The 24,333-nt window shown below is 55.2% G+C and carries 21 protein-coding genes; 4 read left to right on the forward strand and 17 right to left on the reverse strand.

Going from position 1 to position 24,333, the window contains the following annotated elements:
- Nucleotides 1-80: 80 nt before the first annotated feature.
- The 3 genes from VNX88_19050 to VNX88_19060 are packed head-to-tail and all read right to left on the reverse strand — an operon-like array spanning nucleotide 81 to nucleotide 3,273.
- Nucleotides 81-1,622 carry a sulfatase-like hydrolase/transferase gene (locus VNX88_19050; protein ID HWY70774.1) on the reverse strand — a complete coding sequence of 514 codons (1,542 nt, stop codon included), beginning with the start codon at nucleotides 1,620-1,622 and terminating at the stop codon, nucleotides 81-83.
- Nucleotides 1,623-1,624: 2 nt separating this feature from the next.
- The gene (locus VNX88_19055; protein HWY70775.1) at nucleotides 1,625-3,007 is read right to left on the reverse strand and encodes a class I SAM-dependent methyltransferase; all 1,383 of its coding nucleotides are present in this window, start codon (nucleotides 3,005-3,007) and stop codon (nucleotides 1,625-1,627) included.
- Nucleotides 3,004-3,273 (reverse strand): hypothetical protein, encoded by a 270-nt coding sequence (locus VNX88_19060; protein ID HWY70776.1) that lies wholly within the window; start codon nucleotides 3,271-3,273, stop codon nucleotides 3,004-3,006. Before VNX88_19060 ends, VNX88_19055 begins: the two co-directional genes overlap by 4 nt.
- Before the next feature lie 264 nt (nucleotides 3,274-3,537).
- Here VNX88_19060 and VNX88_19065 point away from each other — a divergent pair, with 264 nt between their 5' ends.
- Nucleotides 3,538-4,293, forward strand: coding sequence for an ROK family protein (locus VNX88_19065; protein ID HWY70777.1), 756 nt, complete (start codon nucleotides 3,538-3,540; stop codon nucleotides 4,291-4,293).
- 90 nt (nucleotides 4,294-4,383) lie between these two features.
- Here the strand turns inward: VNX88_19065 and dnaN are convergent, their stop codons facing one another.
- From dnaN to VNX88_19100, 7 genes are all read right to left on the reverse strand, one after another.
- The gene (dnaN, locus tag VNX88_19070) at nucleotides 4,384-5,562 is read right to left on the reverse strand and encodes a DNA polymerase III subunit beta (GenBank protein HWY70778.1); all 1,179 of its coding nucleotides are present in this window, start codon (nucleotides 5,560-5,562) and stop codon (nucleotides 4,384-4,386) included.
- Nucleotides 5,563-5,948: 386 nt separating this feature from the next.
- Complete coding sequence (locus VNX88_19075; protein ID HWY70779.1) at nucleotides 5,949-6,593, reverse strand: hypothetical protein; 645 nt, start codon at nucleotides 6,591-6,593, stop codon at nucleotides 5,949-5,951.
- 2 nt (nucleotides 6,594-6,595) lie between these two features.
- The gene (locus VNX88_19080) at nucleotides 6,596-7,789 is read right to left on the reverse strand and encodes a pyridoxal phosphate-dependent aminotransferase (GenBank protein HWY70780.1); all 1,194 of its coding nucleotides are present in this window, start codon (nucleotides 7,787-7,789) and stop codon (nucleotides 6,596-6,598) included.
- Nucleotides 7,790-7,804: 15 nt separating this feature from the next.
- The gene (gene coaD / locus VNX88_19085) at nucleotides 7,805-8,320 is read right to left on the reverse strand and encodes a pantetheine-phosphate adenylyltransferase (protein HWY70781.1); all 516 of its coding nucleotides are present in this window, start codon (nucleotides 8,318-8,320) and stop codon (nucleotides 7,805-7,807) included.
- Nucleotides 8,321-8,718: 398 nt separating this feature from the next.
- Nucleotides 8,719-9,108 carry a hypothetical protein gene (locus VNX88_19090; protein HWY70782.1) on the reverse strand — a complete coding sequence of 130 codons (390 nt, stop codon included), beginning with the start codon at nucleotides 9,106-9,108 and terminating at the stop codon, nucleotides 8,719-8,721.
- A gap of 119 nt (nucleotides 9,109-9,227) precedes the next feature.
- Nucleotides 9,228-10,319, reverse strand: a complete 1,092-nt coding sequence (recA, locus tag VNX88_19095) for a recombinase RecA (GenBank protein HWY70783.1) — start codon at nucleotides 10,317-10,319, stop codon at nucleotides 9,228-9,230.
- A 198-nt stretch (nucleotides 10,320-10,517) separates the two neighbouring features.
- A complete protein-coding gene (locus VNX88_19100; GenBank protein ID HWY70784.1) occupies nucleotides 10,518-12,122 on the reverse strand; it encodes an FAD-dependent thymidylate synthase in 1,605 nt (534 codons plus the stop codon).
- A gap of 111 nt (nucleotides 12,123-12,233) precedes the next feature.
- On the opposite strand from VNX88_19100, the gene VNX88_19105 reads away from it, so the two are divergent.
- Entirely contained in the window at nucleotides 12,234-12,968 is a 735-nt protein-coding gene (locus tag VNX88_19105; GenBank protein HWY70785.1) for a DUF2071 domain-containing protein, read from the forward strand.
- Between the two features lie 269 nt (nucleotides 12,969-13,237).
- Here VNX88_19105 and alkB read toward each other — a convergent pair whose 3' ends face one another.
- The 5 genes from alkB to lexA all read right to left on the reverse strand — a co-directional run bounded on the left by alkB (nucleotide 13,238) and on the right by lexA (nucleotide 18,027).
- On the reverse strand, nucleotides 13,238-13,909 hold the full coding sequence (alkB, locus tag VNX88_19110; GenBank protein ID HWY70786.1) for a DNA oxidative demethylase AlkB: 672 nt from the start codon (nucleotides 13,907-13,909) through the stop codon (nucleotides 13,238-13,240).
- Complete coding sequence (locus tag VNX88_19115; protein HWY70787.1) at nucleotides 13,899-14,648, reverse strand: 2OG-Fe(II) oxygenase; 750 nt, start codon at nucleotides 14,646-14,648, stop codon at nucleotides 13,899-13,901. The genes alkB and VNX88_19115 overlap by 11 nt, the downstream gene beginning before the upstream one ends.
- Before the next feature lie 361 nt (nucleotides 14,649-15,009).
- The gene (locus VNX88_19120) at nucleotides 15,010-15,387 is read right to left on the reverse strand and encodes a DUF4118 domain-containing protein (protein ID HWY70788.1); all 378 of its coding nucleotides are present in this window, start codon (nucleotides 15,385-15,387) and stop codon (nucleotides 15,010-15,012) included.
- A 375-nt stretch (nucleotides 15,388-15,762) separates the two neighbouring features.
- Nucleotides 15,763-17,190, reverse strand: coding sequence for a replicative DNA helicase (gene dnaB / locus VNX88_19125; GenBank protein ID HWY70789.1), 1,428 nt, complete (start codon nucleotides 17,188-17,190; stop codon nucleotides 15,763-15,765).
- Nucleotides 17,191-17,361: 171 nt separating this feature from the next.
- Nucleotides 17,362-18,027, reverse strand: coding sequence for a transcriptional repressor LexA (gene lexA, locus VNX88_19130; GenBank protein HWY70790.1), 666 nt, complete (start codon nucleotides 18,025-18,027; stop codon nucleotides 17,362-17,364).
- 183 nt (nucleotides 18,028-18,210) lie between these two features.
- On the opposite strand from lexA, the gene VNX88_19135 reads away from it, so the two are divergent.
- A complete protein-coding gene (locus tag VNX88_19135; GenBank protein HWY70791.1) occupies nucleotides 18,211-19,158 on the forward strand; it encodes an IS1595 family transposase in 948 nt (315 codons plus the stop codon).
- Here the strand turns inward: VNX88_19135 and VNX88_19140 are convergent.
- Entirely contained in the window at nucleotides 19,155-19,961 is an 807-nt protein-coding gene (locus tag VNX88_19140) for a hypothetical protein (GenBank protein HWY70792.1), read from the reverse strand. The two genes, VNX88_19135 and VNX88_19140, sit on opposite strands and share 4 nt — an antisense overlap.
- Nucleotides 19,962-20,255: 294 nt before the next feature.
- Nucleotides 20,256-21,419 carry an aminotransferase class V-fold PLP-dependent enzyme gene (locus tag VNX88_19145; GenBank protein ID HWY70793.1) on the reverse strand — a complete coding sequence of 388 codons (1,164 nt, stop codon included), beginning with the start codon at nucleotides 21,417-21,419 and terminating at the stop codon, nucleotides 20,256-20,258.
- A gap of 189 nt (nucleotides 21,420-21,608) precedes the next feature.
- On the opposite strand from VNX88_19145, the gene VNX88_19150 reads away from it, so the two are divergent.
- On the forward strand, nucleotides 21,609-24,308 hold the full coding sequence (locus VNX88_19150; protein HWY70794.1) for a tetratricopeptide repeat protein: 2,700 nt from the start codon (nucleotides 21,609-21,611) through the stop codon (nucleotides 24,306-24,308).
- Nucleotides 24,309-24,333: the final 25 nt, after the last annotated feature.

The following is a 24,333-nucleotide window of genomic DNA, read 5'->3' on the forward strand; positions in this document are numbered from 1 at the left end:
TCCTAGCTCGCGGTAATAATCTAGCTGATGGGGGAGAGCGATCTCCCTCATGTTTTTTCCCGCAAGTTTTTCTGGCGCTATTACCACGCAGCGACCCAGGACGCCAACTGCTCCGGATCGGCAATAGTTCCACGGAGCATTCCTTCCAGCATTGCGTGCAAGATCAAGCTGTTCTCAGGTTGGTCGATGCTGATTCTCTGAGTCTGTTCTGGAAAGTGCACCATGAGTACGGGCCTGTTGTCGAAGAAACTGTTCGATGCTCGCTCGTCCTCCTGCGTCCAGATGGCGGAGTTCTTCCACATCGGTACTCGCCAGGAGTGATCGGAGCACACCACAACCGTCGTCCTCGCCGCCGGAGTGGTCGATGAGACTGCTTCAAGTAGCTGCCCAAGGTAGTGGTCCGCGAGTGCTAGGTTGTCCAGGTAGGATCCACCTTTCCTAAATTGATGCGTGCTTCGGTCGTACACTCCGGGCGGGTGAGGAACTGCAAGGTGGAGGAACACAAAGCCGATTTGTTCGTCGCGTATCAGCGCGAGGGCCGGAGCTATTAAATCTCGAGCGTCGCGGAGATGGAACTCAGTCGCGCTGGGATCGGCTGAGGGTTGATGTCGAAACCGCCGGATCGAGTTCGCAACCGGGGCCAGCGCATTCTGCAGCGGCGATCTCTGGGCGGACATGTGGGAGTAGAGATAAGACGGAGTGAACTGGTCGGGAAGCCAGTCGCACGAGTCCAGTACCGTCGACAGCAAACGGCAGTAAGGATTCGACCAGCCAGCGACTCCGGTAGTCCAGCCATTGCGCTGCGCCTCGGCGAAGATGGTCTGCTGAGGATCAAGTTGCTGCAAATGCGAAGATTCTTCAAGCTGGATAAGCGCGCTGCCATCCAACGTGCTACGCAAGTTTCGAATCTGCCTGCCAATCAGCAATGAGGGCACAACTCGTGCTGTGTAGTAGCCCACGGGGCCGAGCTGTGAAAACGAAGTGCTCCTGTCGCGAAGCCAATCGAAATTAGGAAGGCGTAAGGAGGAATTCCGGGATTCAAACGTCTGGGCGTACGACAGTTCATCGAAGAGGATCCACACGATCCGTCGGAGTGGGATGTTGGTACCGGTTGGTTTCCGGAAGGCAAGTTGGTCGCTGCTCTGCCGATGAAGCGCTATGAACAGCAATTGCGGAATGATCCAAATGGCACAGAGTCCGATGAGTGCCAATGCCAATCGAAACCCACGCACCAGAACTTTGTACTTGAGGGGACTCCAATATCTCGTCAGGCATACCGGCAGCACCATGCCTCCGGCGAGTACGGCGGAATTGGGAGTAAGTCTGTGAACTTCGGCAAGCTTAGCGATGGAACTCACCGCAGCGCTGATGGCAACGAACATCAGTGCTACCCAAACATAACGACCGTTTGTGTCTCCATCTCCACGTGAAGCAAGCGTGATCACGAGCGTGGAGATGGCTGCCAGAGCCACGACATCAATGAGGATTCCCGAAGTGACACTTGTGACCGGCAATACTGAGAAATAAATGGCAACGTGATTCGGAGAAACCTGCGGCCAGATGTAAGACAGCAAGACAAGAATGGCGATACCGCATCCTTCCAGAAGGTATTTCACCTTCATTGTCAGCGGTTCCGTCGAAGTAAAAACAGGATGCGGCCGTTGCTAAGCAGCTTGCGGGAAATCAGCACAAACTCCTGAGAGAAGCTGCGCAGAAATACGTGTTCATCGAGCCCGGCATAAAGATGCTCGCGTTCACGGCACAGTTCGCGAAAGCGGACGTCTGTCGCCGGTATCCACTCCACCACCGCCCAGCGGGTCGTGAGTTCCGCAGTAAGCCGCGCGATCTCCTCAATCGGAATTTGATCTGTGAGCAGTAGGTGATGAATAACGCCGAGCATCAAGACGCAGTCAAAGCGTCCGCGAGCGCGTTCCAACAGCGACCTCGACTCCGCATTGCGCCACCCGAGCGCTGGAGTTGGCCGGGCAACGTCGGCGACCACGGGCAAGATAGGCAAGTGGTCCGCCGCCGCTAGTCGCCAGTTCGATTCGGAAGCGGCAACATCTGTGTCCCAGGAGACAACCTGCGCTCCAGCCCGTGCCGCGAGCCGAGAGTACTCTCCCGTATTGGATCCGATATCCAGGACGTGACCTGGCCTGGCCGTTTCCAGGACACGCTCTACAAACTCGCGCTTATGTGCCCGGTCTTCGACTGTGTAGTGATCGGCAACCTGCTCATATCGGCTCCAATTCGATTCTGAGGACGGTGGAGCGAGCTTGTGTAAATGCGTTCGTAGCTGTTTGATCTTCTGGCTTTGCACCGACAGTGCGATGTCGGAACGTAGCCTGATTTTCCGAGATGACCGCAGGCCCTTCCTCCGTTCCAAAAGGTGCGGCAGGGTTACTTGTGAAAAGATAGGCGTGCGAAAACGCGACCGTGCTGAAAGATGCGGGTATAGCTCGCCCGGCTCATAACCATCGCGATGCACCAAGCTCAAGGCCAAGGGCCAGCCCAGGTACTTGAACGCCGCGAGTGGAAGCAGGAACGTACGGACAAACTGTCCATACGCTAACCACAAAGGATCCTCGAGATCGCGAGGCTCGGTCGAGAGCACGTCTACAAAAACGGGACTGCTTCCGCGAAAGAGCACATTCAATGGCGATGCATCTTTCAACACGCGTCCCAGTGACAGTTGCTGTTCGGCGAAGTCGAGCGTTAGTTCGCCGGCGCTGATCCATTGACCGGGCGTCCACTCCCACGGATATGTTGGGAAGAACACCCGTTCGTGTTCAAGCTCCAGTTCTTCGCCGGGCGCTCCCCTCAAGACGCGCGTCTCAACCAATCTGCCACCAGCAACCCAGGACTTGGCTACTTCGGAACGGAGGAATCTCAGACAGTCTTCTGCGAACTCCCGCCTCACAGTTCGCAGAACGCGGTCTCCAGAAATTCTTAGCGAGCCGGCGGGATCACGAAACGTCGCGGTGGAGTGCGACGTCAACGACGTCATTTTTCTTCTCTTATGGGCACAGCGGATTCTCGAGCCGATGTCGAGTCACCCTCTACAGCTACAGCGAAACCAAACATCCGCTTCAGTCGGTGACGAACGAGGAACGCTGCGCCCGCGAGCATGCTGCCGACGATCTGAAGCAACAGGTAACCAGAACCTGGATCAACATAAGCGTACGCCGGCTTTTCGAAAGCACAGAGAATCGCTGCAATTTGCAGAATCCCCACGACAACATAGAGAAGTCGAAGCAAGTGGCGAGCGCTCATGATGCTCATCGACTCAAGCTTAGTAACCTGTGAGGCAGGTAAACCTTAAGAAATGTGTCACTTGGTAAGTAACTGTGGCGGGACGGAGCGCCCAAAATGGAACGCCTACACCGATCCTGGTGCCCGTCCGCGTATTCGCCGCGATGCCAGCAAACTGAACCACTGCAGACTCTTAGGGATTCCGTCGAAACCAAACCGCGAAGGCGCCGAACCGACGCCCTTCGCATGCAGCTTAGTTTGCGATAGTCTCTCTGCGACCGAAACATGATCTCCAACAACGCGTCATCTAAAGACAACTCCTCCAATGTTCCGAACTCGACAACCAAATACAGAGTGCTTGCCATCGACATCGGCGGCACCAATGTGAAGCTGCTGGCCAGCGGGCAAAAAGAGATGCGCAAGGTCCCGTCCGGACCTACGTTTACCGCGCGCGACATGGTGAGCAAGGTAAAAGCCGCGGTGAAGGACTGGCCCTATGACGTGATCTCGATCGGCTATCCCGGACCGGTTGTACAGGGGCGGCCGATCAGTGAGCCCTTTAACCTCTCACCGGGATGGGTAAAGTTCGATTTCCGCAAAGCATTCGGCAAGCCCGTGAAGGTGATCAACGATGCCGCCATGCAAGCGCTTGGGAGCTATAAGAAGGGACGCATGCTCTTTCTCGGACTTGGGACCGGCCTCGGGTCGGCCATGATCGTTGATGGCGTGCTGCAACCGATGGAGCTCGCTCATCTCCCCTACAAGAAAGGTCGCACATATGAGGACTATCTCGGTCTGCGTGGGCTCGAGCGTCTTGGCCAAAAGAAGTGGCAGAAGAATGTATTCGAGGCTGTGGCGCAACTAAAGCAGGCCGTGCAGGCGGATGATGTTGTCCTGGGCGGGGGCAATGCAAAGAAGCTCACAGCTCTTCCCGCCGGAGTGCGGTTAGGCAGTAATGACAACGCATTTCTAGGCGGCTTCCGCATGTGGCAGGACGAAAGCGTGCGCCACGGTATCGTGAGGACCGCAGGCTCGAAGTGAAGTCAAAGCCGTTGGGGTGCGGGTGCTCACAACATGCAACGTCCGTTTTTGGACTATTTCCGCTGGGCTCGCGTCAGTTTTAAGCCGGAATCAGATTCGCATCGGCATGATGATGTAGCGGTATTTGTACTCGTCGTCGCCGCCTTCGGGACGTACTTGCCCAGCCGATTGCGCGTCCTTAAATTCCAGCCGCACTTCCCCGGAGTTCGTGACTCTGAGAAAGTCGAGCATGTACTGCGAGTTGAAACCGATGATCAGTGGATCAGATTTGTAGCTGGTTTCAATCGTGTCCTCGGATTCGCCGGAATCCGTCGACGAAGATGAAATCCGAATTTCATCCTTGTCGAGCTTCATGCGAATCGCTCCCGATCGCTCGTCGGCGAATTGCGCTACACGCTGGATTGCCCCCATCAAATCGGCGCAACCAACCACTACGGCTTTGTTATTGTCGCGCGGCAAAACGGCTTCGTAGTTTGGGAATTGTCCGGTGAGTTGACGAGAGGTAAGAAGCCTTCCCCCAATGCGGAAGAAGAGCGTGGAATCGTCTTTCGCAAATTCAATAAAGTCCTGATCAGTTTGATCGAGCAGTGACTTGAGTTCGTTCATCGCCTTGCGTGGCACCAGCGTTTTCAGCTCGCCATTTACGCCGGGAAATGCAGACTTGGTCTCGATATGGGCCAGCCGGTGTCCGTCGGTTGCAACCATCGCAATCGACTCGGCCTTGATCACCATTAGCGCGCCATTCAATGTGTAGCGCGATTCCTCATTCGAGATCGCAAAGATCGTTTTTGCTATGAGGTTGCGCAGCACTGCGACAGGAAGTTTTGTCGCCGAGCCTGACGGAAACGTTGGCAGTGCAGGAAAGTTGGCGCGCGCCATGCCCACCATCTTGGTGTTCGAGCGACCAGCCCTAATCTGCACCCAGTGATTCTCCATCTGCTTGATGGTCACCGGTCCCTCAGGAAGCAGCTTCACGTATTCGTAGAGTTTTCGGGCTGGAATCGTGCAGGACCCTTCTTTCTTCACCGTTGCAGCACAGGAGGTGCGCAGACTCAGATCGAGATCGGTAGCAGTAATTGTCAGCCGGTCGCCCGCGGCTTCAAAAAGAAAATTTGAAAGAATCGGGATCGTCGTCTTGCGTTCGACCACACCCTGAGTAGCAGTGAGTTCTCTGAGCAGTTCGGCCTGGCTCAAGGCGATCTCCATGGCTGCACCGGGCGCGGTGCTAATTTTCTCGACGTTCTCCACGCTGACTCCAGACGAAGGCATGATGACAGAACCCCCTGCAATGTATGCGTAAAACTTATATCAGCTACTGCTTTTACTTCAATCAGAGAAAAGAACAACTACTCTAGTAGCAGTAGTAAATGCTCTGGAAAAGTGGACATTTATCACCAAATCGCATTGTAGGCGTTTGACGGAGGGTTCGCGATTTAGAAATCAGAGGCGGAGAATGTGGTCGGAGATGGATTATCGGACAAACTAATTGGCTCGGGAATGGATTGTCCGAGTCTCCAACATTCCGTCCACAGGCGAGCACGTGGAAAGTATGTCGTCGTCGTGGAAAGTTGCGGCACACCCAGTGTTAATTGGGGGATCGAGAGCTGCATGTTTCCACATGTTGCAGGGCTGGTGCATGCGGCCTGAGGCGCATGTCACTGCAGCGGAATGTCGAAATAGAAAAGTTCCTGGCCTTTGCCATTGCGAACGCCGGTAAACAAAATTCTCGATCCAATCAACGGTTGCTGCACTCCGCTCACGTCGAAAAAAAGAAATCCTGCCTGCGTGTTATGAGGTTCCACAGCTTGAGCTTTGAACATCAGGTACTCGATCTCTTCGTCTGCTCCTTTCGGTAATCGCTTAGGCTTGCCACGAGGTATGGGCACAGGCAACGGTATGCGTGTGGAGGAAGTGTCTTGAGGTTCCACTGACCGTCCTACAGCTCGTTCAATGTCTTCTTTTGTAAGTGGTTCGCCCTTGGCTTTGTGTGCTGTTGTGAACTGAATGCGAGCGTCTGCCAGTGAGAGAGGCTGGTCGCTGTCGTTGCTGATGATGAGGCGCACGGGGAGCAAGCGGTGCTCCGTGAACTTCACATGAAACACCGAGTCTTTCTCCGGTCCATACGGATCGATGGCGACCGTTACGCCCTCGTCTTTGTGCGTTTCATGCTGCGCGAACTTCGCTGCATGTCCCGCCGGAGGAATCTCCGGCGGTTTGTAGTCATGGGCGTTTGCGGCAGTGAAACAAACCAGCAGCAACGCGGCTGCTGCCCAACATGCTGGTCGAGGACGAATGCCCATCGCTACACCGACGCGAAGAAGTTCTTCATGCGGTGCAACGCTTCCTTCAAGACAGCACTACTGGTCGCGTACGACATGCGGATATGTTCGCGCGTACCAAATCCCTCACCGGGCACCGTGACTACGTGTGCTTCGTGGAGCAACCGATTGGCAACATCGATGCTTGTCTTCAGTCCGCCACGATCTAAGTACGCGGAGATGTTTGGGTAAACGTAGAAGGCGCCCTCGGGACGAGCACAATGAACTCCCGGAATCTGAGCAAGGTCGCCGAGTACCTGATCACGCAGTTGGATGTAGTCGGTGCGGAACTCAGCGATGCAATCTTGTGGACCCTCTAGCGCAGCGATAGCCGCCTTCTGGACAATTGACGCCGGATTCGACGTGGATTGGCTTTGCAGTTTACTGATCTGTGCAACCACCAGCCCGGGACCAAGCGCATATCCAGATCGCCATCCTGTCATGGCGTAAGTCTTCGAGAGCGAACCGATGATCACAAGGTGCTCACGCGCTTCGCTCACAGATCCCGCTGACTGAATGTTGCCAGTGAAGTTAAGATAGACGTAGCACTCGTCCGCGATGACGTAGATACCGCGGCGATGAGCCATCAGCAGCACGTCGCGCATGTCGTCGGGATTTATCACCGCGCCCGAAGGATTGCAGGGAGAGTTGAGAATGATGGCGCGCGTGCGCGAAGTGATTGCACGCTCAATCATGTCCGCGGTAAGACGAAAATCCTGTTCCTCGTCAGCCACGACGTAGACACATTTGCCGCCGGCGTACTCAACGATATCCTTGAACGAAACCCAATATGGAACGGGGATGATCACTTCGTCTCCGTGATCGACGAGAACTTGAATGGCGTTAAACAACGCTTGCTTACCGCCGGTCGCGGCGACCGCCTCGTCAGGCGTGTAGTCGGAGCCGAAGTCGGTTGCGTGGCGCTTCACGATGGCTTTACGCAGCTCAGGCACGCCTCCGACGGCGGTGTACTTAGTAAAGTTCTGCTGGATGGCCGCGATACCCGCGTCTTTGATGTGCTGCGGCGTGTTGAAATGGGGCTCACCCATACCCATATCGCACAGGTCGATTCCCTTAGCGCGGAGCTTGGCGGCCTCTGCCGTCATGGCAATCGTGGCCGAAACTTCAATGCGGTTTACACGCGCCGAAAATGGACTGCTTACCGCGGTAGTTGCCATCTCACCCCTCCAGATCTAACGCTTTCCCTGCTTTACCACCGAAATTTCGGGACGCACTTTCTTATACAGCCGCTTTTCCACTTCCGGCGGCACCAATTCATGGACCGAGCCGCCTAACCGGAACACTTCCTTCACCAGACGCGAGCTCAGGTAGGAATATGCTTCTGCCGGCATCATGAACACGGTTTCCACCTGGGCGTTCAGCTTGCGGTTCATGAGCGCCATCTGCAGCTCGTACTCATAATCGCTAATTGCGCGAATTCCGCGCAAGACCGCGTGCGCTTTTTGGTGAACCACATAGTCCACGAGTAGCCCTGAAAACGTGTCAATGCGGACATTAGGCCAGCGGGCTGTGGCCTCGGCGAGCATATCCCGGCGCTCTGTCACATCAAACAGAGGTTCTTTCTCGGAGTTTCGCAGGATCGCTACTACCAATTCGTGGAAGATCTTGCTGCCGCGCTCAATAAGATCCAGGTGACCGTTGGTCAAAGGATCAAAGGAACCGGGGTATATAGCCTTAATTTGTTTCATTTAGACGCCAGGAAGGCAGCTGTGCCCGATTCTATGGAGTCCGTGGGCTCGTCGCAATGGCTAATCCGCTAGAACTGTGTGCAAACCTTTGCACTATGGCATCGGAGGGCGCCTGAGACCAGTTCGGGGCCGAGGTTGAAAAATCAGCCATTTAGAGGATTGGCGTATTTGGTTCAGCAATTGCAATAGCTACGAATCGAGAGGTTGTGAAGGCATTTGGGGGAGTGCTCAACGGCCTCGATGGAAATTTTGGGCCCGCATAGAGGGGCCAAAAGATGAACGCCAGAACCAACCAGTTCTGGCGTTTTCCATTTTTAGACGCAATTTCGGACATCGTTTTGGGCAGCGAAGTGCTTAGTTAGAGCAGGAATTGGGTCACTTTGTGGACACTTGAAGGCCTAAAAAGCCTCGGCCGCTTTCGCCTGCTGCCCTGTCTTGAAAAACGAAATTACGAACAATATGCCCAGCACCAAGTCTGCACTGGCAGCGGCTACCATGGTCGAATCCACTCTTCCAAGCGCGTAAAGCACATACGTCGAGATCACAAAAGAAAACTTCTCGATCATTGCCGCCAGCATCGCTGGTCGGAAGCGCTGAGGATCGCGAGCAATGACGAGGAAGAGAACCTGCCAGGCGAGCGCAACCCCAACGAATCCGTAGTAATACTCGGGATGGGTAATGGCCGGCGGATGATCGATCCCAGTCTTTTTCTCAAGAAAATAAAGGGGAGTCAGCACAAAGACTCCCCAGATGCCGGCAATCAGAAAACTCCAGCGCGCAATTTTCATAGATTAGAAGATTCAAGAGCGAACACGAAGGTCACGAGGGACACGAAGAAAAGTGGGACTGACTTTTCGTGACCTTCGCGTGTGCCTTCGTGTACTTTGTGTTCGCTCTTCTTAGGCAGTCACTTCCGCTGCATAGGAATGGGACGCGGTGGAGCAGGCGGATGATTCGCAGGAGCTACTCCGGCGCCGTTCGATCCCGCAGCTGCTTTCTCGCCTGTTGCGGTTAAGCCCAGCGTTTTGCGAACTTCGGCCTCGATCTTCGTGGCGATGTCTTTGTTGTCTTTCAGGAAGGTCTTGGCATTTTCGCGGCCCTGGCCGATGCGTTCACCCTTGTAGCTGAACCACGAGCCCGACTTCTCAACGATGTTGTTATTCGCAGCCAGATCGAGCATGTCGCCCTCGCGCGAAATTCCCTCGCCGTACATAATGTCGAACTCGGCTTCGCGGAACGGTGCCGCAACTTTGTTCTTCACGACTTTGACCCTGGTGCGCGAGCCGACAACTAAATCGCCTTCCTTGATGGCGGCGATGCGGCGAATGTCGACGCGAACCGAGGAGTAGAACTTGAGTGCCCGTCCGCCGGTGGTGGTTTCGGGATTGCCAAACATCACGCCGATCTTTTCGCGGATCTGGTTGATAAAGACCAGGCAAGTGCGCGATTTGGAAACGGTACCCGTGAGCTTGCGAAGGGCTTGCGACATGAGCCGAGCTTGTAAGCCGACATGACTGTCGCCCATTTCGCCGTCGAGCTCGGCTTTGGGCACCAACGCGGCAACCGAGTCCACAACGAGGACATCGATGGCGTTGGATCGCACTAATGCTTCGGTGATCTCGAGCGCCTGCTCGCCATAATCCGGCTGTGACACCAGCAGATTATCGACATCGACGCCCAGCTTCTTGGCATAAACCGGATCGAGCGCGTGCTCAGCGTCCACGAATGCCGCCATGCCGCCGGTCTTCTGCGCCTCCGCAATCACCTGGAGAGTGATCGTGGTTTTGCCAGACGACTCAGGGCCGAAGACCTCAACCACACGTCCGCGAGGGAAGCCGCCGACGCCCAGGGCAGCGTCGAATGAAATCGCGCCCGTTGAAATGACTGAGATCGGAACAATCGCTTCCTTCGAGCCCAGGCGCATGATCGATCCCTTGCCAAACTGTTTTTCAATTTGCGACAGAGCCAGATCGATTGCGCGCGATTTCTCGTCAGCCATGGTGTCTCCTGCTGGAGTGGATTCGATTACGAGACGGCATTATAGCGGAAGAGTTCTTCTTAGCGAAGAAAAAACGAACACATCTGAAATATCGAAAAGAGGCGAACACGAAGGGCACGGAGGAAACAGCAGAGGTCACGAAGAACTCTTTGTGACCTCTGCTGTTGCCTTGCTGGCCTTCGTGTTCGCCCTGGCTTTTCAGCGCTTCAGCAGATCGACCGGCTCGCGAACATCATGCACTCGGAAATATTTTGCAAGCGACGGATGGCGGTGCGCGACCGCTTCATACATTGCATAGGCCACTTCACGATACGAGCGATGTCCAGCCGGCGTGGTGCGCAGTTCGGAGATGTAGAGCGCCTCCGCGAAGTCCATCTTGAATAGCGTGCGTTTCTTGAAAGCGAGAGGCAGTACATACTGCGCATTTTGCTCAGCATTGGGATCGTCGGCGCCAGAGAACTCGTCGTGCCGGTCGGAAGCGAGCAACATTGTTTCCCCGTAGCGATTCTGGAGCCCTGAGGCTGTAAGTTCCTCGGGGGTGGCGAAACCGTGAAGGTTAGTGAACTCCTGTTCGATCTGGACACAGCGGCGGTGACGGTGCATATCGCGGAAGCCACCGATGTCCATGAGGATGTCGAAGCGGAATGCCTGCCCGGCAGCGAACGGACGCAATAGTTCGTCGTGCTTGCCGCGATGCCGCATACCGAGATCGATGATCTCCTGGCGCCTCGCTGCTGAAAGCGAAGTGACCGCTTCGCGAAGCTGGCGATAGCTGTAATGGTCAGCGCCGTAGAGGAGCGTGGTGGCCAGTTCGATCTCAAGCGGTTCATCTTCCAGCAAATCAACGACAAATGGCTGGCCGAGCGGACCATCGTCAATTACGGTATCGATCGGAATCAACTCGCGAACAGCCTGGCGCAACTCACGGCGAGTTTCCTGTTCGTAACGATTCGCCTCGGCGTACTTCACCAACGTAGGCGCAACCCTCACGTCTTTGAGCAGTACTTCGCGCGCCCGATCGGCCAGCGCAGGATTTTGAGCCGCGATTTCATCGACCAGCTTCCGGTACGTTGCTTCATTCACGTTGTACGAAGCGGAGCGCGCGGCTTGCTTGAGTGCGTCACCCAACTGCCGAACTTCTGCATGCGTGTGCGTGAGCAGGCGCGAGATCTGCGTCTCCAGCGTGCGCGCATTCACAATCTGTCCCAGCGAAGTGTTCGTTGCCAGCGGCAGTAGATACCGCGAGATGTCGAAGGCACGTGCGCGGAGCGTGCGCTGGTACGCTTCTTGCGTCATGTCGTCAGGTTTGGCAACCTGCGTCGCGAGATAACGCGCCATCTCGTCCGAGATAGCTTCATACTCGGAGAAGAGGAACTTCACGGTCTCTATGTACAGATCGCGATCTTCTGAGTTTTCGAACTCCGGCACGTAGAAGCCACTCTTCTTGAAGTTTTGGTAACGAGTCGAGCGTTCCTGGCCATCCCAGCGCTGCTCATCGACGAGCGCGATCGCGGCGAGGATCGAGAGCCTCTCAATCGCCATGGGGATGTGCGCCAGGTCGGCGATGGAGCGATGTCCGTACTGGAAGTAAAACGTGTTGAGGAACTGCTCAGCTTTTTGTTCGCTAATCTCCTTGAGCGACTCCTTCATCGACAATGCAGAACGTGAGTACTTGGCCATGGCATAGGCCTGTACCTCGGGCTCAACGCCATGAACGGCGAAAACTTCAGTCGAAGGGGTAGAAGATTGCGGAGTGCCCAATTCCGGCGGCGAGGCGGGTTTGGTTCCATTGGGATGCGACATCAGAAGGGAAGAATAACGCAGATAGCCGCGGTATCGTGACCCTGAATTTACTTCACCCGATCACCCGATGACCCGATCACCCGATCCTCTACACTCTTCTTCGTGTCTGACGTGCTTTCATCAAGTGCTCATCGTCCCTGGCCCCTGCCCGCACGTCCTTGGGTGATGTATCAGCGCTGGCACGATTTGTTATTTGCACACTGGGCTCTGCCGCCCGATCAAGTTCGTCCGCTGGTTCCGCGTGAGTTGGAACTGGACACATTCGACGGCAAGGCTTGGATCGGAGTGATCCCATTCTGGATGAGCCACGTGCGTTTTCGTGCAATGCCGCCAATTCCGACGGCGAGCACATTTCCCGAACTCAACGTACGGACGTACGTTCGACTTCCCAAGGAACCCGACAAGCCCGGCGTTTACTTCTTCAGCCTCGACGCGGCGAGCTTACTCGCAGTGTTGGGTGCCAGGGCAGGCGCGGGACTTCCTTATTTTTGGGCAAACATGCGCGCCAAGGTTTCCGAAACTGACGTTGAATACCTGAGCATGAGGCGACGAGGGCCGGCCGCGCAGTTAATTGCTCGTTATCGTGCCCATGGGGGTGTACCAACGAATAAAACCGATTTGGAGCAATTCGCCACCGAGCGCTACTGCCTCTATACCGTTGGAGCGGGCAAAGTTCACCGCATCCAGATTCACCATCTACCTTGGCCGTTGCAACCGGCTGAAGCGGAGTTCGACGTCAATACGATGGCCGAAGCAAGCGGTTTGAAACTGCCACCTGAGAAGCCAGTGCTGCAATTCGCGAAATTTCTTGAGGTCTACATCTTTGCGCCCGAAGTGATTGGCTGAATAAGCTGTCGGAAATTCATCAGCCAAAGAAAAACAGCGTATATAGCAGGGCATTTTAGGAATTCGACCTGACAATCACTGAATTCTGCCCAAAATTTGCAAATTTCGCTTCAAGGCAGGGAAATAACAGGGAATTCGCTGGATTTCTCTGTAACCCAACATCGGCGAAGCACTTAGTGCTGTTTTGCGCGGGATTCAAAAAAATAACAGGGAACGCACAGGGAAATTCTGAGTCGGAGAGGACATTCTTCCGCGGTTTGAGCCAGTACTCAACCAGCCTTGCGGAATGTCAGATTGATGCGGTGGTCTCCGACCAACGGATGATGATCTTCCTTAAGCGCGAGTACGCCGTGGTAGCGGAGCCGCGCCGGGCCACCCCAGACCACCACATCGCCATGTGTGAGTCGGACGCGAGTGGTCTTGTCGCTCCGATTTAGCCCGCCGAACAGGAACACCGCCGGGATTCCAAGGGAGACGGAGACGATCGGCTGGCTGAAGTCTTTCTCATCTTTGTCCTGATGCAAGGAGAGGCGGGCGCCGGTCTCGTAGCGATTCAGCAAGCAGGCGTCAGGCACAAATTTTGGAAATCCGGCTTCGGCCGCCGCGGTTCTCGCCAGTCTCAGAAGTGGCTCAGGCATCGCCGGCCAGGGCAAGCGGCTCACCGGATCGATGGAGTCGTAGCGATAACCGCTTCGATCAGTCACCCAGCCGAGCGGACCGCAGTTAGTCATGGCGACCGACATGCGATAACCGCCCGGTGTGACCATCTGGCGAAACGGAGCTTTCGCGACCACCTCGCGAATTGCGCCCAGGATCCCGGTTTCATCCTGCAACGCAAATTTGCGCAGAATCACTGCGCCAGTTGCCAGAGGCTCGCTCCGCGGTTCTACGGAAACTTCCTCGAACAAATTCCCGGTTGTGAGACGGCTCTTACTCGGCATCGTGGAAGATCACTCCCAGCGTGTGCCGTTGACCCGAGCGAATGCGGCTCACGCCATGGCGAAGGTTCACGCGATAAACGCCACGCGTGCCCCGCACCGGACGGTTGTGCACGGCGAAGACCACGCCATCTCCCTGGCGCAGCGGCACTACCTCTGCACGCGACTGCATGCGCGGTCGCTGCTCGGTCATCACGAACTCGCCTCCGCGGAAGTCTCGTCCTGGTTCGGACAGAAGAATCGCCAGCTGCAGCGGGAATACGTGCTCTCCGTAGAGATCCTGATGAAGACAGTTGTAATCTTCCGCTCCATATTGCAGCAGCAGGGGAGTCGGTTTGCTCTGACCTGCATCGTGACAGCGTCTGATGAAATCGCCGTGCTTCGCGGGAAACCGCACATTGACTCCCATGGCCTCGTTCCAGCGGTTTGCGATTCCTACGAGATGCGGATAGCTAGACGTTCGCAGCTCGGCGATCAACTCAGGCAGTGGATACTTGAAATACTTGTACTCACCACGCCCAAAGCCGTGCCGCGACATCACGACTCGGCTGCGAAAGAGTTCGTCTTTCGCATACAACGTCGAGAGCGCCAGGCATTCGTCGGGAGAAAGCAAACGCTTGAGCACCGCGCTTCCCTGCGCGTCCAGATCTTGTGTGACATAGTCCCAATTGATGTCACGCACTCTCCTGCTCATCTCCGAAGCAGAGAGCGAGTCGATTGGCATTGTTTGCGCAGCGCTCATGTGCGGGTCCTTTAGCGGGACTCATTTGCGTTAGGTCCCAACCTCTAACCTAGCGACACCAGCCATTCTCTACACTCCGATTCTTGCGTTCAAATTCGGCGTGGAAAGTCGCAAGTTCCTAAGACTGTCATCCTGAGCCCCTTCTTTGGGCGAAGGATCTCCCGGAATGCGTCGAACGTATTTGCACTTGCATGGCTTTTTGGCCAAAGAACCGGCATTCTTGTAAAAGAGCCACACCTGCTGAAATTGAGTCTGAAATATCGCGGGAGATCCTTCGCCAAAAACAGGCTCAGGATGACAGTGTTTTCGAGTTCCACAGAGTTTTCCGCAAGCATGGAGCGATGCTGGGCCGAGAGAGAAGCTAATCCTTCGCGCCAGGATTCTTTTCCTGTTCCTTCGTCGCTTCGGTGCGACGAGGCGTGAAGAGGAAACTCAGTGAGATTCCTCCGAGAAGCAGCCAGGAGAGTTCGGATCGTGCGTCATGACTGGCAATTCGGAGGGAGTGTTGCGGGGCATAGACAAAATATGCGAGCAGCATCGCCGAAATGATGCTGCCTAGCACTCCCGTCGCTACTCCGAAACGGGCTGCCACTGACACCACAACTGCCAGGCAAACCAACGGGAGGGTCACTTCAAGCCGAGTCTGATGGAAGAGCAGCGCCAGGATGAGAGCTACTGACGCGCAAAGCAGAGTTCCAATTGCGGTGTCGATTACGGCAAGAATTCCTCGGGACTGCATCGGCAATCGCATACAGTCTTAGATTGCCAAAAGGCAGAGTAGTGTTGGGATAATTCGAGAGCTGCTGATGTGGAAAAAAGACGGAGAGGCAGTGTGTGTGTTATTCACGCGCTCTCAACTAAATCGAATATCGAGGTCGATCCCTTGTTGTGCCGCTTCTAGCGGCACAATGAGAAGTGAGCCCGGCACACGGTGCCGGGTGCGTCAAGTTTAGCCGCGAGCCCTGTAAGGGCGGCACTTTCGTGTTCTCAAGAGATTTGTATGTTTGTACAACCCCGAGAATGCCGCCCCTGCCGGGGCTCAATTCCATAATGCTTTCCCGGCACACGGTGCCGGGCTCATCTCGGATCGTGCCGCCCAACGCGGCACGAATAGTTAATATTCTGAAGGTGGCGCGCCATCCATCATGTTCTCGAATCGAGTAGAGTTCTTGAGGAACGCCAGCTTCACGCTTCCTGTCGGGCCGTTGCGCTGTTTGGCGATAATGATCTCGGCGACTCCTTCAACTTCCGGCGGAATTTCGTCTCTGCGCATGTAGTACTCCTCGCGGAAGATGAAGGCGACGACGTCGGCGTCTTGCTCAATCGATCCTGATTCGCGCAAGTCCGAGAGCTGCGGACGTTGTTCACCCTTTCCGCGACTCTCCGGAGCGCGGCTCAACTGCGACAAAGCAATTACCGGCACTCGCAATTCTTTCGCGAGCGCCTTCAATCCGCGCGATACCGCAGAAACCTCCTGCGTACGGTTCTCGTATCTCTTTCCTCCACCACCACTCATGAGTTGCAGGTAGTCGACCACGATCAAGTCGAGCTTCCCGTTATTTTGTTGGGCTAGGCGGCGCGCCTTCGCCCGCATCTCCGTCAGACCGATGCCGGGCGTGTCATCGATGAAGATCCTGGCTTCTGCCAGGGAGTTGAGCGCTGAGACTAGTTTTTGCCGATCGTCACGGCTAAGAAAGCCGGTGCGCAACTTGTGCGAGTCCACGTGTGCCTGCGATGAGAGCATGCGCAGGACGAGAGCTTCGCGCGACATTTCCAGCGAGAACACACCGACAGTTTTTCCACCGCGAACCGCGGCGTTCTCGGCGATATTGATCGCGAAGGCAGTCTTGCCCATCGATGGACGCGCGGCGATGATGATCAGGTCAGAGGGCTGCAGACCGCTGGTCATCTCGTCGAGCTTTTCGTAATAGGTTTCGAGACCGGTGATGCGCTGTCCGCGCTCGTACAGCGCGTCAACGCTTCCGAACGACTGCTTGACGATCTCAGGAATGCCAAGAAAGCCCTGGCCGATTCGGTTCTCGGAAATCTGAAAAATCGCCGACTCGGCAGCGTCGATAATTTCTTCCGCGGAATCGGCCTGCTCGGCGGCGCGCGCCATCGCTCCACTGCAAGCGTGAATCAGGGACCGTAGCAGCGCCTTGTCGCGCACGATGCGCACGTACTGCGCGATGCTCGGCCGTCGAGGCAGTCCGTCGGTGAGCGACGAGATATACGCGACGCCGCCGACCGACTCGACTTCTTTTTTCTTGGAGAGTTCTTCGGTAAGGGTGATGATGTCCACCGGTCGCCCGGTTTCCATCAGGTCCATGATGCGGCCGAAGAGGCGGCGGTGCGAATCGAGATAAAAATCGTCCGCTTTGAGCGTCTCAGCCGCTTCGTTGTAGGCGAGGTTGTCGAGAAGAATGGCGCCGAGAATTGACTTCTCCGCCTCGATGCTCGCCGGCATGCCTCGTTCGAGATTTAATTCCGCAGTAGCCAAGGTCCCGAGAGCGGATTGTAAGCGGAGGTATTCGAGGTTCACGCTGGGTTCGTTACTCGAACTGTGAAGAAGAGGTCTTTCTTGTGGAGGGATGTTGAAAATTCGTTACCGTGGCTTGCGTGTTGCACTGCGATCGCTGCTTTCGAGAATTTGAAAAATCAAACGAGCCAGTTCACGCCACCCGAGTAGCTGGTCGTAACCAGCTTGCAGCATCTAATACTTTCTCAGCACACCAATCACTCTGCCTTGAATCTGCACTGCATTGGCTGCGACCATGATCGGCGCCATAGCTGAATTAGCCGGCTGCAATCTGACCTTCGGTCCTTCGCGATAAAAACGCTTGAGCGTGGTTTCGATTCCTTCGATGAGCGCAACCACGATCTCGCCGTTCTGCGCGTTCTTCACCCGCTCGACCATCACGTAGTCGCCATCGACGATGTGTTCATCCTGCATCGAATCGCCTCGGACTTCGAGCACAAATACTTCTCTTGATCGCGTAATGTCATCGAGCCCAATCGTCTCTGGATTTTCGTAAGTCTCCACGGGGCGGCCAGCGGCGATGCGCCCAAGCAGGGGCAAGCGCAGCGACTCCGCATGCTTTTGACGCGCGCGCATTCCTCGTACCGGCAGCAGATCAATCGAGCGGCTGCGGTTGTAGTCGCGCTTAAGCAACCCCTTTCGCTCTAGATTCGTGATGTGCTTGTGCACGGTCGCCAGGGAACGTAGACCCATTCCCGTTCCGATCTCGTCGAAAGAGGGCGAGTAGCCTTTGGATTGAACGAAGTTGGAAATGAAGTCGTAGATTTCGCGCTGCCGCTTGGTGAGTGCCATACGCTGATAAGTGTTGCGAAGAAAAGGCGAATTGTCAACGAAAATCATGATTATATACTTGACTCAAGGTGTGAACTCCGCTACTATTTCCTTGTGGTTTTCTGGTTGTTCTCATCTACATGTTTCCTCAATGCTTTAGCGATCTTCGGATGAAAGACGTGCTTAATTGCTTCGTCTGTCGTCATGTCTTTCGGATGTTTTTTAGACTTTCGCCTTTTGGGGGTATCTACCATGTCAACTAACCTCTGCCAAGTCTTTGAACAGTACGGCGACGATGTGAGATGCCGTGAGTACTTAGAAGCTCTACGCTGGCCGAATAAAGTGACCTGTCCGGAGTGCAAGTCTGAAAAGATTTCCCGCGTAAAGCTTCGCCATGTGTTTGATTGCGATTCATGCCGCTATCAGTTCTCCGTCACTGCTGGAACGATCTTCCATGACACACACCTTCCCCTTCACAAATGGTTCGCCGTCACTTATCTGCTCTGCGAATCGCGCAAGGGAATGAGCGCAAACCAGATTAAGAGAATGCTTGGAATCAGCTACAAGACCGCGTGGTACCTCTGCCATAGAATCCGCAAAGCTATGGCCGCTGTTCCGCCCCAATTGCCTCTTACTGGAACCATCGAAGTAGACGAAACCTATGTTGGCGGTCGCAGACGTGGTTCTGGTGGCGGTCCTACTGCTGGCGGACACAAGGAAATTGTTATCGGCATTCGGCAGCGCAACAGCGAAGCTAACCCATCCGGCGAACTGCGTTTCTTCCACACCGAGGACGTTAAGAGCGGAACCCTTGCGAAGTACATTCGAGAGAACATCTCGACCGACGCTGTGGACGTGATTATGACGGATGAACTTCCCGCGTATCCGCCAGCCATGATGAAAGCGGGAGTACATGGGACTCGCCATAAGACGATCCGCCACAAACGCAGAATCTACGTCGAGGGTGACATTCACACCAATACCGTAGAGTCGGCATTCTCCCTGCTCAAGAGAGGCATCGTTGGTACGTGGCATCGGATTAGTGCAAAGCATCTTGAAGCCTACTTAAACGAGATGTGCTTCCGGTTTAACAATCGCAAAAACCCTTATCTATTCCGCGATACGCTGCTGAAAATGATTGAGTCGGAGAACATGGAATACAAACAACTCACTGCGTTTGACGAACAGCATGTCGCCTAATCGGGCAATCGCTTATAAAGCCCCTCAAGATTGTCGGCTACTGCTTTGATGCCATTTGAGTTTGTCGGAAATTGATAGTTCAAATCCTGGGCAACCTCGCTTGGTTCACGGAGACGTTTTAAGAGTTCCGTACGGAGCATTATTGTGTCCGCCTTGAAATAGTCGTCGTAATCAGCCCCAAAACGTCTTGTCGCCTCCATCTGTAATTGCGTACCTATAACGAACACCCTATGCCTTTCCTCTGGCGTCTTGCTATTACTACCAGCTGAAAGTTGAGCCATCGTAATGCGGTCGAATTCTCCATCGGAGTCATTGGCGAATTTCCTCAATCGCTTAACTTCGAGAGAAGCGCAGCGCTTCAAATCGCTGCGACTCAAATCCGCGTAATGGGCGGGATCGCACGCATAATTCTTGAAAGTAAATGCTGCATAAATAATTCCGGTCGCCATTAAGAGCACGGTAAATGCAAATGCTAGTCCCCATCTCTTTGTGATCCTAGGAGGAACGCTGATTGGGTTGTTATAGAGATCAGTCAGCCTCTCGCTTTTTTTGGGAACGGAAAACGCTTCGGCGATAACAATCCAGGCAAGGTAGATAAAAGCGACTCCCATTGCAAGGGTGACGAACGCTACTGGGTAGTTAAGTAGCCAATGCCCAAAGCCTCCAAATCGTTCGACTATCCAATCCATAATCTTCGCTCTTATGTGCTCCTTGAATATGTCGACGGGAGAAGCAACGCCGATGATCCCGAGGAGGATAGGCAGCCAACGTTTTCGCAGCGTAATGAGGAGCTTTTCGCGCATGGCAGGAGTACCCCTTTCCCGATTGCACAAAAATCGGGGGTACCTGACATGTTAGTACCTTGTGTCAAGTACATACTCCTGACGAAAATTGTGCAAAGCCAGTTTCCCGAACCAAGCTTGGCATCGCGGGCAAAAAAACAACTACTCACGAAGATGAACGCGGATTAACGGATACACGCAGATTTAAGGGCAATGCTGTCGCCGACTCGTCGGGCTAAAAGAAAATCCGCGTGAATCCCCTAAATCAGCGTTTATCTGCGTGAGCGGTTGTTCTTGAAGTTGGTGGAAGGGTCGTCACTTCGCAACTGCCATGCCACTGAGGATTTCTTCTACTGCCTCAATAGCGGTCTCGATCTCCTGATCCGACGTATAGAAGTGCGGCGACATACGTACGCCCGCCTTGGGACGCCAGTCGACGAGAACGTCGCGCTTCAGCAATTCAGCGCAAACTTCTTTTGAGTTCGGCATGTCAATCGAAACTGTGCCGCCGCGCTTCTCCGGATCGCGGGGCGTATTCACTTTCCAGCCGCGTGCGTCAGCTAGTTCAATCAGCTTGGAAACTTGGCGTTTCGACTTTGCGCGAATGTTCTCGATTCCCGCCGAGCCGATGATCTTGAGGCCCGGCCGTGCTGCGTACAGTGCCGGAACATTTGGCGTGCCGTTCATGAACTTATATGGAGGCTCGGCGTAACGGATGGGACCGATCTCAAAGTGAAAAGGCTCTTCGTGGGCGATCCATCCGGTAAACCGCGGCTGCAGCTTCTTCCCGAGATCCGGCCGCACGTAAAGGTATGCAGTACCAGGCCCGCCACACAACCATTTGAGGACCCCGCCGCAAGCGAAATCCACGCTCAGTGCACGAACATCTACTGGCACCGTTCCGAGAGACTGGAAAGTATCGAGCACCACGTGTGCGCCGACGCGATGTGCGCGCTCGACGATGGCCTTCGCATCGTTGATGTAAGCGCTGCGAAAGATGACGTGCGAGACCGGCACCAGCAACGTATCTTCGTCGATTGCGGCCAGCAGACGCTTGGTTGGAACATGGACGCCGTCATCTGTGGGTACCATGTGCACGCGAGCGCCGAGTGCGCGTTGAGCTTCCCAGAAATACATCACTGAGGGGAAGTTCATGTCGGTGTAGACAACCTTGTTGCGCGTTCCGGAAAAGTCGAAGCAGGAGGCTACAACCGCCTGGCACTGCGTCACGTTCTGGTGAAGAGAGACTGTGTTGGACTCGGCATTCATCAGTCCTTCAATCAACCCACCAATCTCATGCCCGAGCATCCACCAGGTTTCTTCCCAAGCGCGCACTCCCCTCGTCGCCCAAACTTCGGCGTACTCGTTGAGAGCCTGCTGAGTCGCGCGCGGCATGGCGCCAAGGGAATTGCTGATCAAGTACCTGGTGTTCGCCAGGATCGGAAATTCCGGGCGGAATCGGAGAAGATCGTCGGGCATGAGAGCATTCTAGAGGAATCGGGTGATCGGTTGATCGGGTCATCGGGTGAAGTAAAACACAAGAGCTCGTAGTCACATTTAATCGGCCGACTTGGTTATGGCGAGCAAGGCTACAAGCCCCAACACCCCCGCAGGTTCTCACTTCACCCGATCACCGGATGACCCGATCACCCGATTCCCTTTCGCCCGATGGCCCATGACCTCCGTGTCTATCTGGGTCCACAAGCCTTTAAGGTCGCGGCGACTAACGCTTACAATCGAACTGGCGCTCATTTTCCTTCGCTGATTGCTGACCTCATGGCGGATATCTCCAAACGTCTGGATAAGGCCGAGAAGTACCTCCAGAAGGGCAAAGTGGACTCTGCTCTGGAGGAATACCTCTCCATTTTGGACGTCGATCCCGGCAACGATAAGGTGCGTCACACCGCCGCAGATCTCTTCCTGCAGACCAATCGCAACGCGGAAGCAGCGGCGCTTCTTAGCGAGCTGTTTGATCGGGAGCTTGCCCTCGGAGACAACACTCGGGCGGGCGTTACCTACAAGAAGCTGGCCCGCATAGCTCCTCCAAAGCTTGGGCAGACCCTGCGTTTTGCGCAGGCTGCGGAACGCAGCGGCTACCGGAAGGAGGCGATCGAAGCCTACACCGCGGTGGTCACTGGCTTTCTACAGGAAGGTCGGGAAAACGAGGCTCTCTCAGCCATGCGACGAATGGCGGCACTTGATCCCGATCCGCGCAACCTTAAACGGTTGGGCGATTTGGCCTCGAAGCTGAATGATCGCGAGACTGCGGCCGAGGTGATGCTCAAGCTCGGAGTCGCGGAAGAAGGCGAGGGCCGCTCGGCCTTCACACTATTCGAACGCGCCTATCAGCAAGATCCAGGAAATCCGAACACCGCGTTCCAGTTTGGGAAGGCACTCTTCGATAAAGGAGAGGTTGAACGGGCTCTTCAGGTGTTTGAAACTGCGGCCTCGGTGCAGAATAGCTTGCCGGAGCATCGCAAAGCCTATGCATTAGCTTTGCTCGCCGCTCACCGCCCCAAAGAAGCCGTGGCCATCCTGTGGCAACTCTATCTGAAAACTCCGGCGAGGCTGGATGAGATGGGTGTGCTGCTTGGGGAGCTGCTCAAGCAGCAGAACTACAAAGAAGCCCTGGAACTAGCGCGCAAGATCGATACTCAACAGCAGCGCCTGGGCACGCGAAAGGAGTTTGCTGCGTTTCTACGAGACATTACCGAGTCACATCCGCCAGACGCCGACTTTCTCGTTTATCTCAGTGAGCTCTTCAATGCTACGAATCGCGAGCACGACTATTGCGATGCGCTCATCCAGTTGTTTCAGCTTCGATACGCCGCTGGCGATTTCAACCGCGCGGCGGATGCGCTTGACCGCGCCACCGACGCCGACCCGTATCTGGAGGGCTCAGAGCGCCGATTAGAGTTGCTGCGCGGCAAGATCGACTCGAATCGTTATCGGAATATTGCGAGCCGTCTTCAAAAGGCCGGCGCAGAGCCGGCGATGGATGACCAGAAGGATGAGCCGCGAGAAGACCTAAAGGTCCTTGTTGAGACCGAAGGCGAGCCCACGCTGCTCGAGGACCTGATGCTCCAGGCGGAGATCTTCATGCAGTACTCCATGCGCGCAAAGGCCATGGAGCGGTTGGAGCGCATTCAGAAGCTATTCCCGCATGAGGAAAAGAAGTCGGAGAAGCTGCGCCAACTCTACGTGAGCGCCGGCATAGTTCCCCAATATGGGAAGGCCTCTTCAGAGTCCAAGGTAGCGTCCCCCGCACTGACTGTTGAATCGATCTCAGCGCCGGCTGGATCGGCTCCTGCTTTCGGTGGAGAGGGTGCCGTCGATAGCTTCGCGCGAATCACCGAGATCACGCGCAATATCTATCGCCAATCGAACGTAAAGGGCGTGCTGTTTGCAGCAGTCAACGACATTGGACGTCACTGGGGCGCCAGTCGATGCGTTGCTGGCTTGTGCAATCCCGGCAAGCCGCCCTCGGCAGCGTTGGAATATTGCGCGCCTGGCGTGAAGCAGTCGGACGTAATGGCCATTGTTCGTCTGATCGGCGTGCTGCAGGGACTCGCAGTGCAGCGTGGATCAGTTGTGATTGAAGATGTGCCCAAGGCTCCTGAGCTTCAGCCTCTCGGCGAGCACCTGAAAGCACTGGATCTCAAATCGGTCCTCGCCTGTCCGCTGACCGACGGAGATCAGCAAGTTGGCGTTCTCATTTTGGAGCAGACGGATACGCGGAAATCCTGGCCTTCGGCCGACGTAGTGGTGCTAAAGACGATTGCCGATCAGATGGTGTTGGCGGTGAACAACGCCAAGCTACGAAATCTGATGAAAACGCTTGCCGTGACCGATGAACAATCGGGCCTGCTCAAGCGGTCGTCGTACATCGACGTGATGATGACTGAGGTTAAGCGGTCCTTGCAGCAGAACGTCCCGATGACGGTCATGCTGCTTAACTTCGGCAAGGTGAGCGTTCTTTCGCGAGAAGGCGGAGAAGGCGCGTTGGAAACTCTAATGCAGAACCTGGGGCAGAGCATTGTCGCCAACATCCGGCAGACAGATATCGCGATTCGCTACGATCGCACTACGATAGCGTTGATTCTCGGCGATACCAAGGATACGAACTCCTCGTTCGTGATCGATAAATTCCGAAAGGTAATTGCAGGAGTGAAGGTTCCCGGGACGGAAAATCAAATTTCCATGACCGTGGGAATTGCGGGGGCGGTAATTCAAAAGGAATACGATCCTGTGGACATAGTGACTGAGGTCATAAATCGCGCAGAGCAGGCCCTGGACGTTGCGCATTCGAAGGGTCCAAATTCCTCACACGCACTGGCGGCGATCTATGAGTCGGCTGCAATTGCTTGACTTAGATTCTGTCTATCGTCACAGC

The organism is Terriglobales bacterium (assembly GCA_035567895.1).
Classification (GTDB): domain Bacteria; phylum Acidobacteriota; class Terriglobia; order Terriglobales; family Acidobacteriaceae; genus Gp1-AA112.

Excerpts from the sequence above, each read along its gene's own strand:
- VNX88_19140 (HWY70792.1), bottom strand. The coding sequence starts at position 19,961 with ATGCGCGAAAAGCTCCTCATTACGCTGCGAAAACGTTGGCTGCCTATC.
- VNX88_19100 (HWY70784.1), bottom strand. The coding sequence starts at position 12,122 with ATGTCGCATCCCAATGGAACCAAACCCGCCTCGCCGCCGGAATTGGGC.
- VNX88_19080 (HWY70780.1), bottom strand. The coding sequence starts at position 7,789 with ATGGCAACTACCGCGGTAAGCAGTCCATTTTCGGCGCGTGTAAACCGC.
- VNX88_19060 (HWY70776.1), bottom strand. The coding sequence starts at position 3,273 with ATGAGCGCTCGCCACTTGCTTCGACTTCTCTATGTTGTCGTGGGGATT.
- dnaN (HWY70778.1), bottom strand. The coding sequence starts at position 5,562 with ATGCCTTCGTCTGGAGTCAGCGTGGAGAACGTCGAGAAAATTAGCACC.
- VNX88_19120 (HWY70788.1), bottom strand. The coding sequence starts at position 15,387 with ATGCAGTCCCGAGGAATTCTTGCCGTAATCGACACCGCAATTGGAACT.
- VNX88_19115 (HWY70787.1), bottom strand. The coding sequence starts at position 14,648 with ATGAGCGCTGCGCAAACAATGCCAATCGACTCGCTCTCTGCTTCGGAG.
- alkB (HWY70786.1), bottom strand. The coding sequence starts at position 13,909 with ATGCCGAGTAAGAGCCGTCTCACAACCGGGAATTTGTTCGAGGAAGTT.
- VNX88_19135 (HWY70791.1), top strand. The coding sequence starts at position 18,211 with ATGTCAACTAACCTCTGCCAAGTCTTTGAACAGTACGGCGACGATGTG.
- VNX88_19050 (HWY70774.1), bottom strand. The coding sequence starts at position 1,622 with ATGAAGGTGAAATACCTTCTGGAAGGATGCGGTATCGCCATTCTTGTC.
- VNX88_19055 (HWY70775.1), bottom strand. The coding sequence starts at position 3,007 with ATGACGTCGTTGACGTCGCACTCCACCGCGACGTTTCGTGATCCCGCC.
- coaD (HWY70781.1), bottom strand. The coding sequence starts at position 8,320 with ATGAAACAAATTAAGGCTATATACCCCGGTTCCTTTGATCCTTTGACC.
- VNX88_19065 (HWY70777.1), top strand. The coding sequence starts at position 3,538 with ATGATCTCCAACAACGCGTCATCTAAAGACAACTCCTCCAATGTTCCG.
- VNX88_19145 (HWY70793.1), bottom strand. The coding sequence starts at position 21,419 with ATGCCCGACGATCTTCTCCGATTCCGCCCGGAATTTCCGATCCTGGCG.
- recA (HWY70783.1), bottom strand. The coding sequence starts at position 10,319 with ATGGCTGACGAGAAATCGCGCGCAATCGATCTGGCTCTGTCGCAAATT.
- lexA (HWY70790.1), bottom strand. The coding sequence starts at position 18,027 with ATGATTTTCGTTGACAATTCGCCTTTTCTTCGCAACACTTATCAGCGT.
- VNX88_19090 (HWY70782.1), bottom strand. The coding sequence starts at position 9,108 with ATGAAAATTGCGCGCTGGAGTTTTCTGATTGCCGGCATCTGGGGAGTC.
- VNX88_19150 (HWY70794.1), top strand. The coding sequence starts at position 21,609 with ATGGCCCATGACCTCCGTGTCTATCTGGGTCCACAAGCCTTTAAGGTC.
- VNX88_19075 (HWY70779.1), bottom strand. The coding sequence starts at position 6,593 with ATGGGCATTCGTCCTCGACCAGCATGTTGGGCAGCAGCCGCGTTGCTG.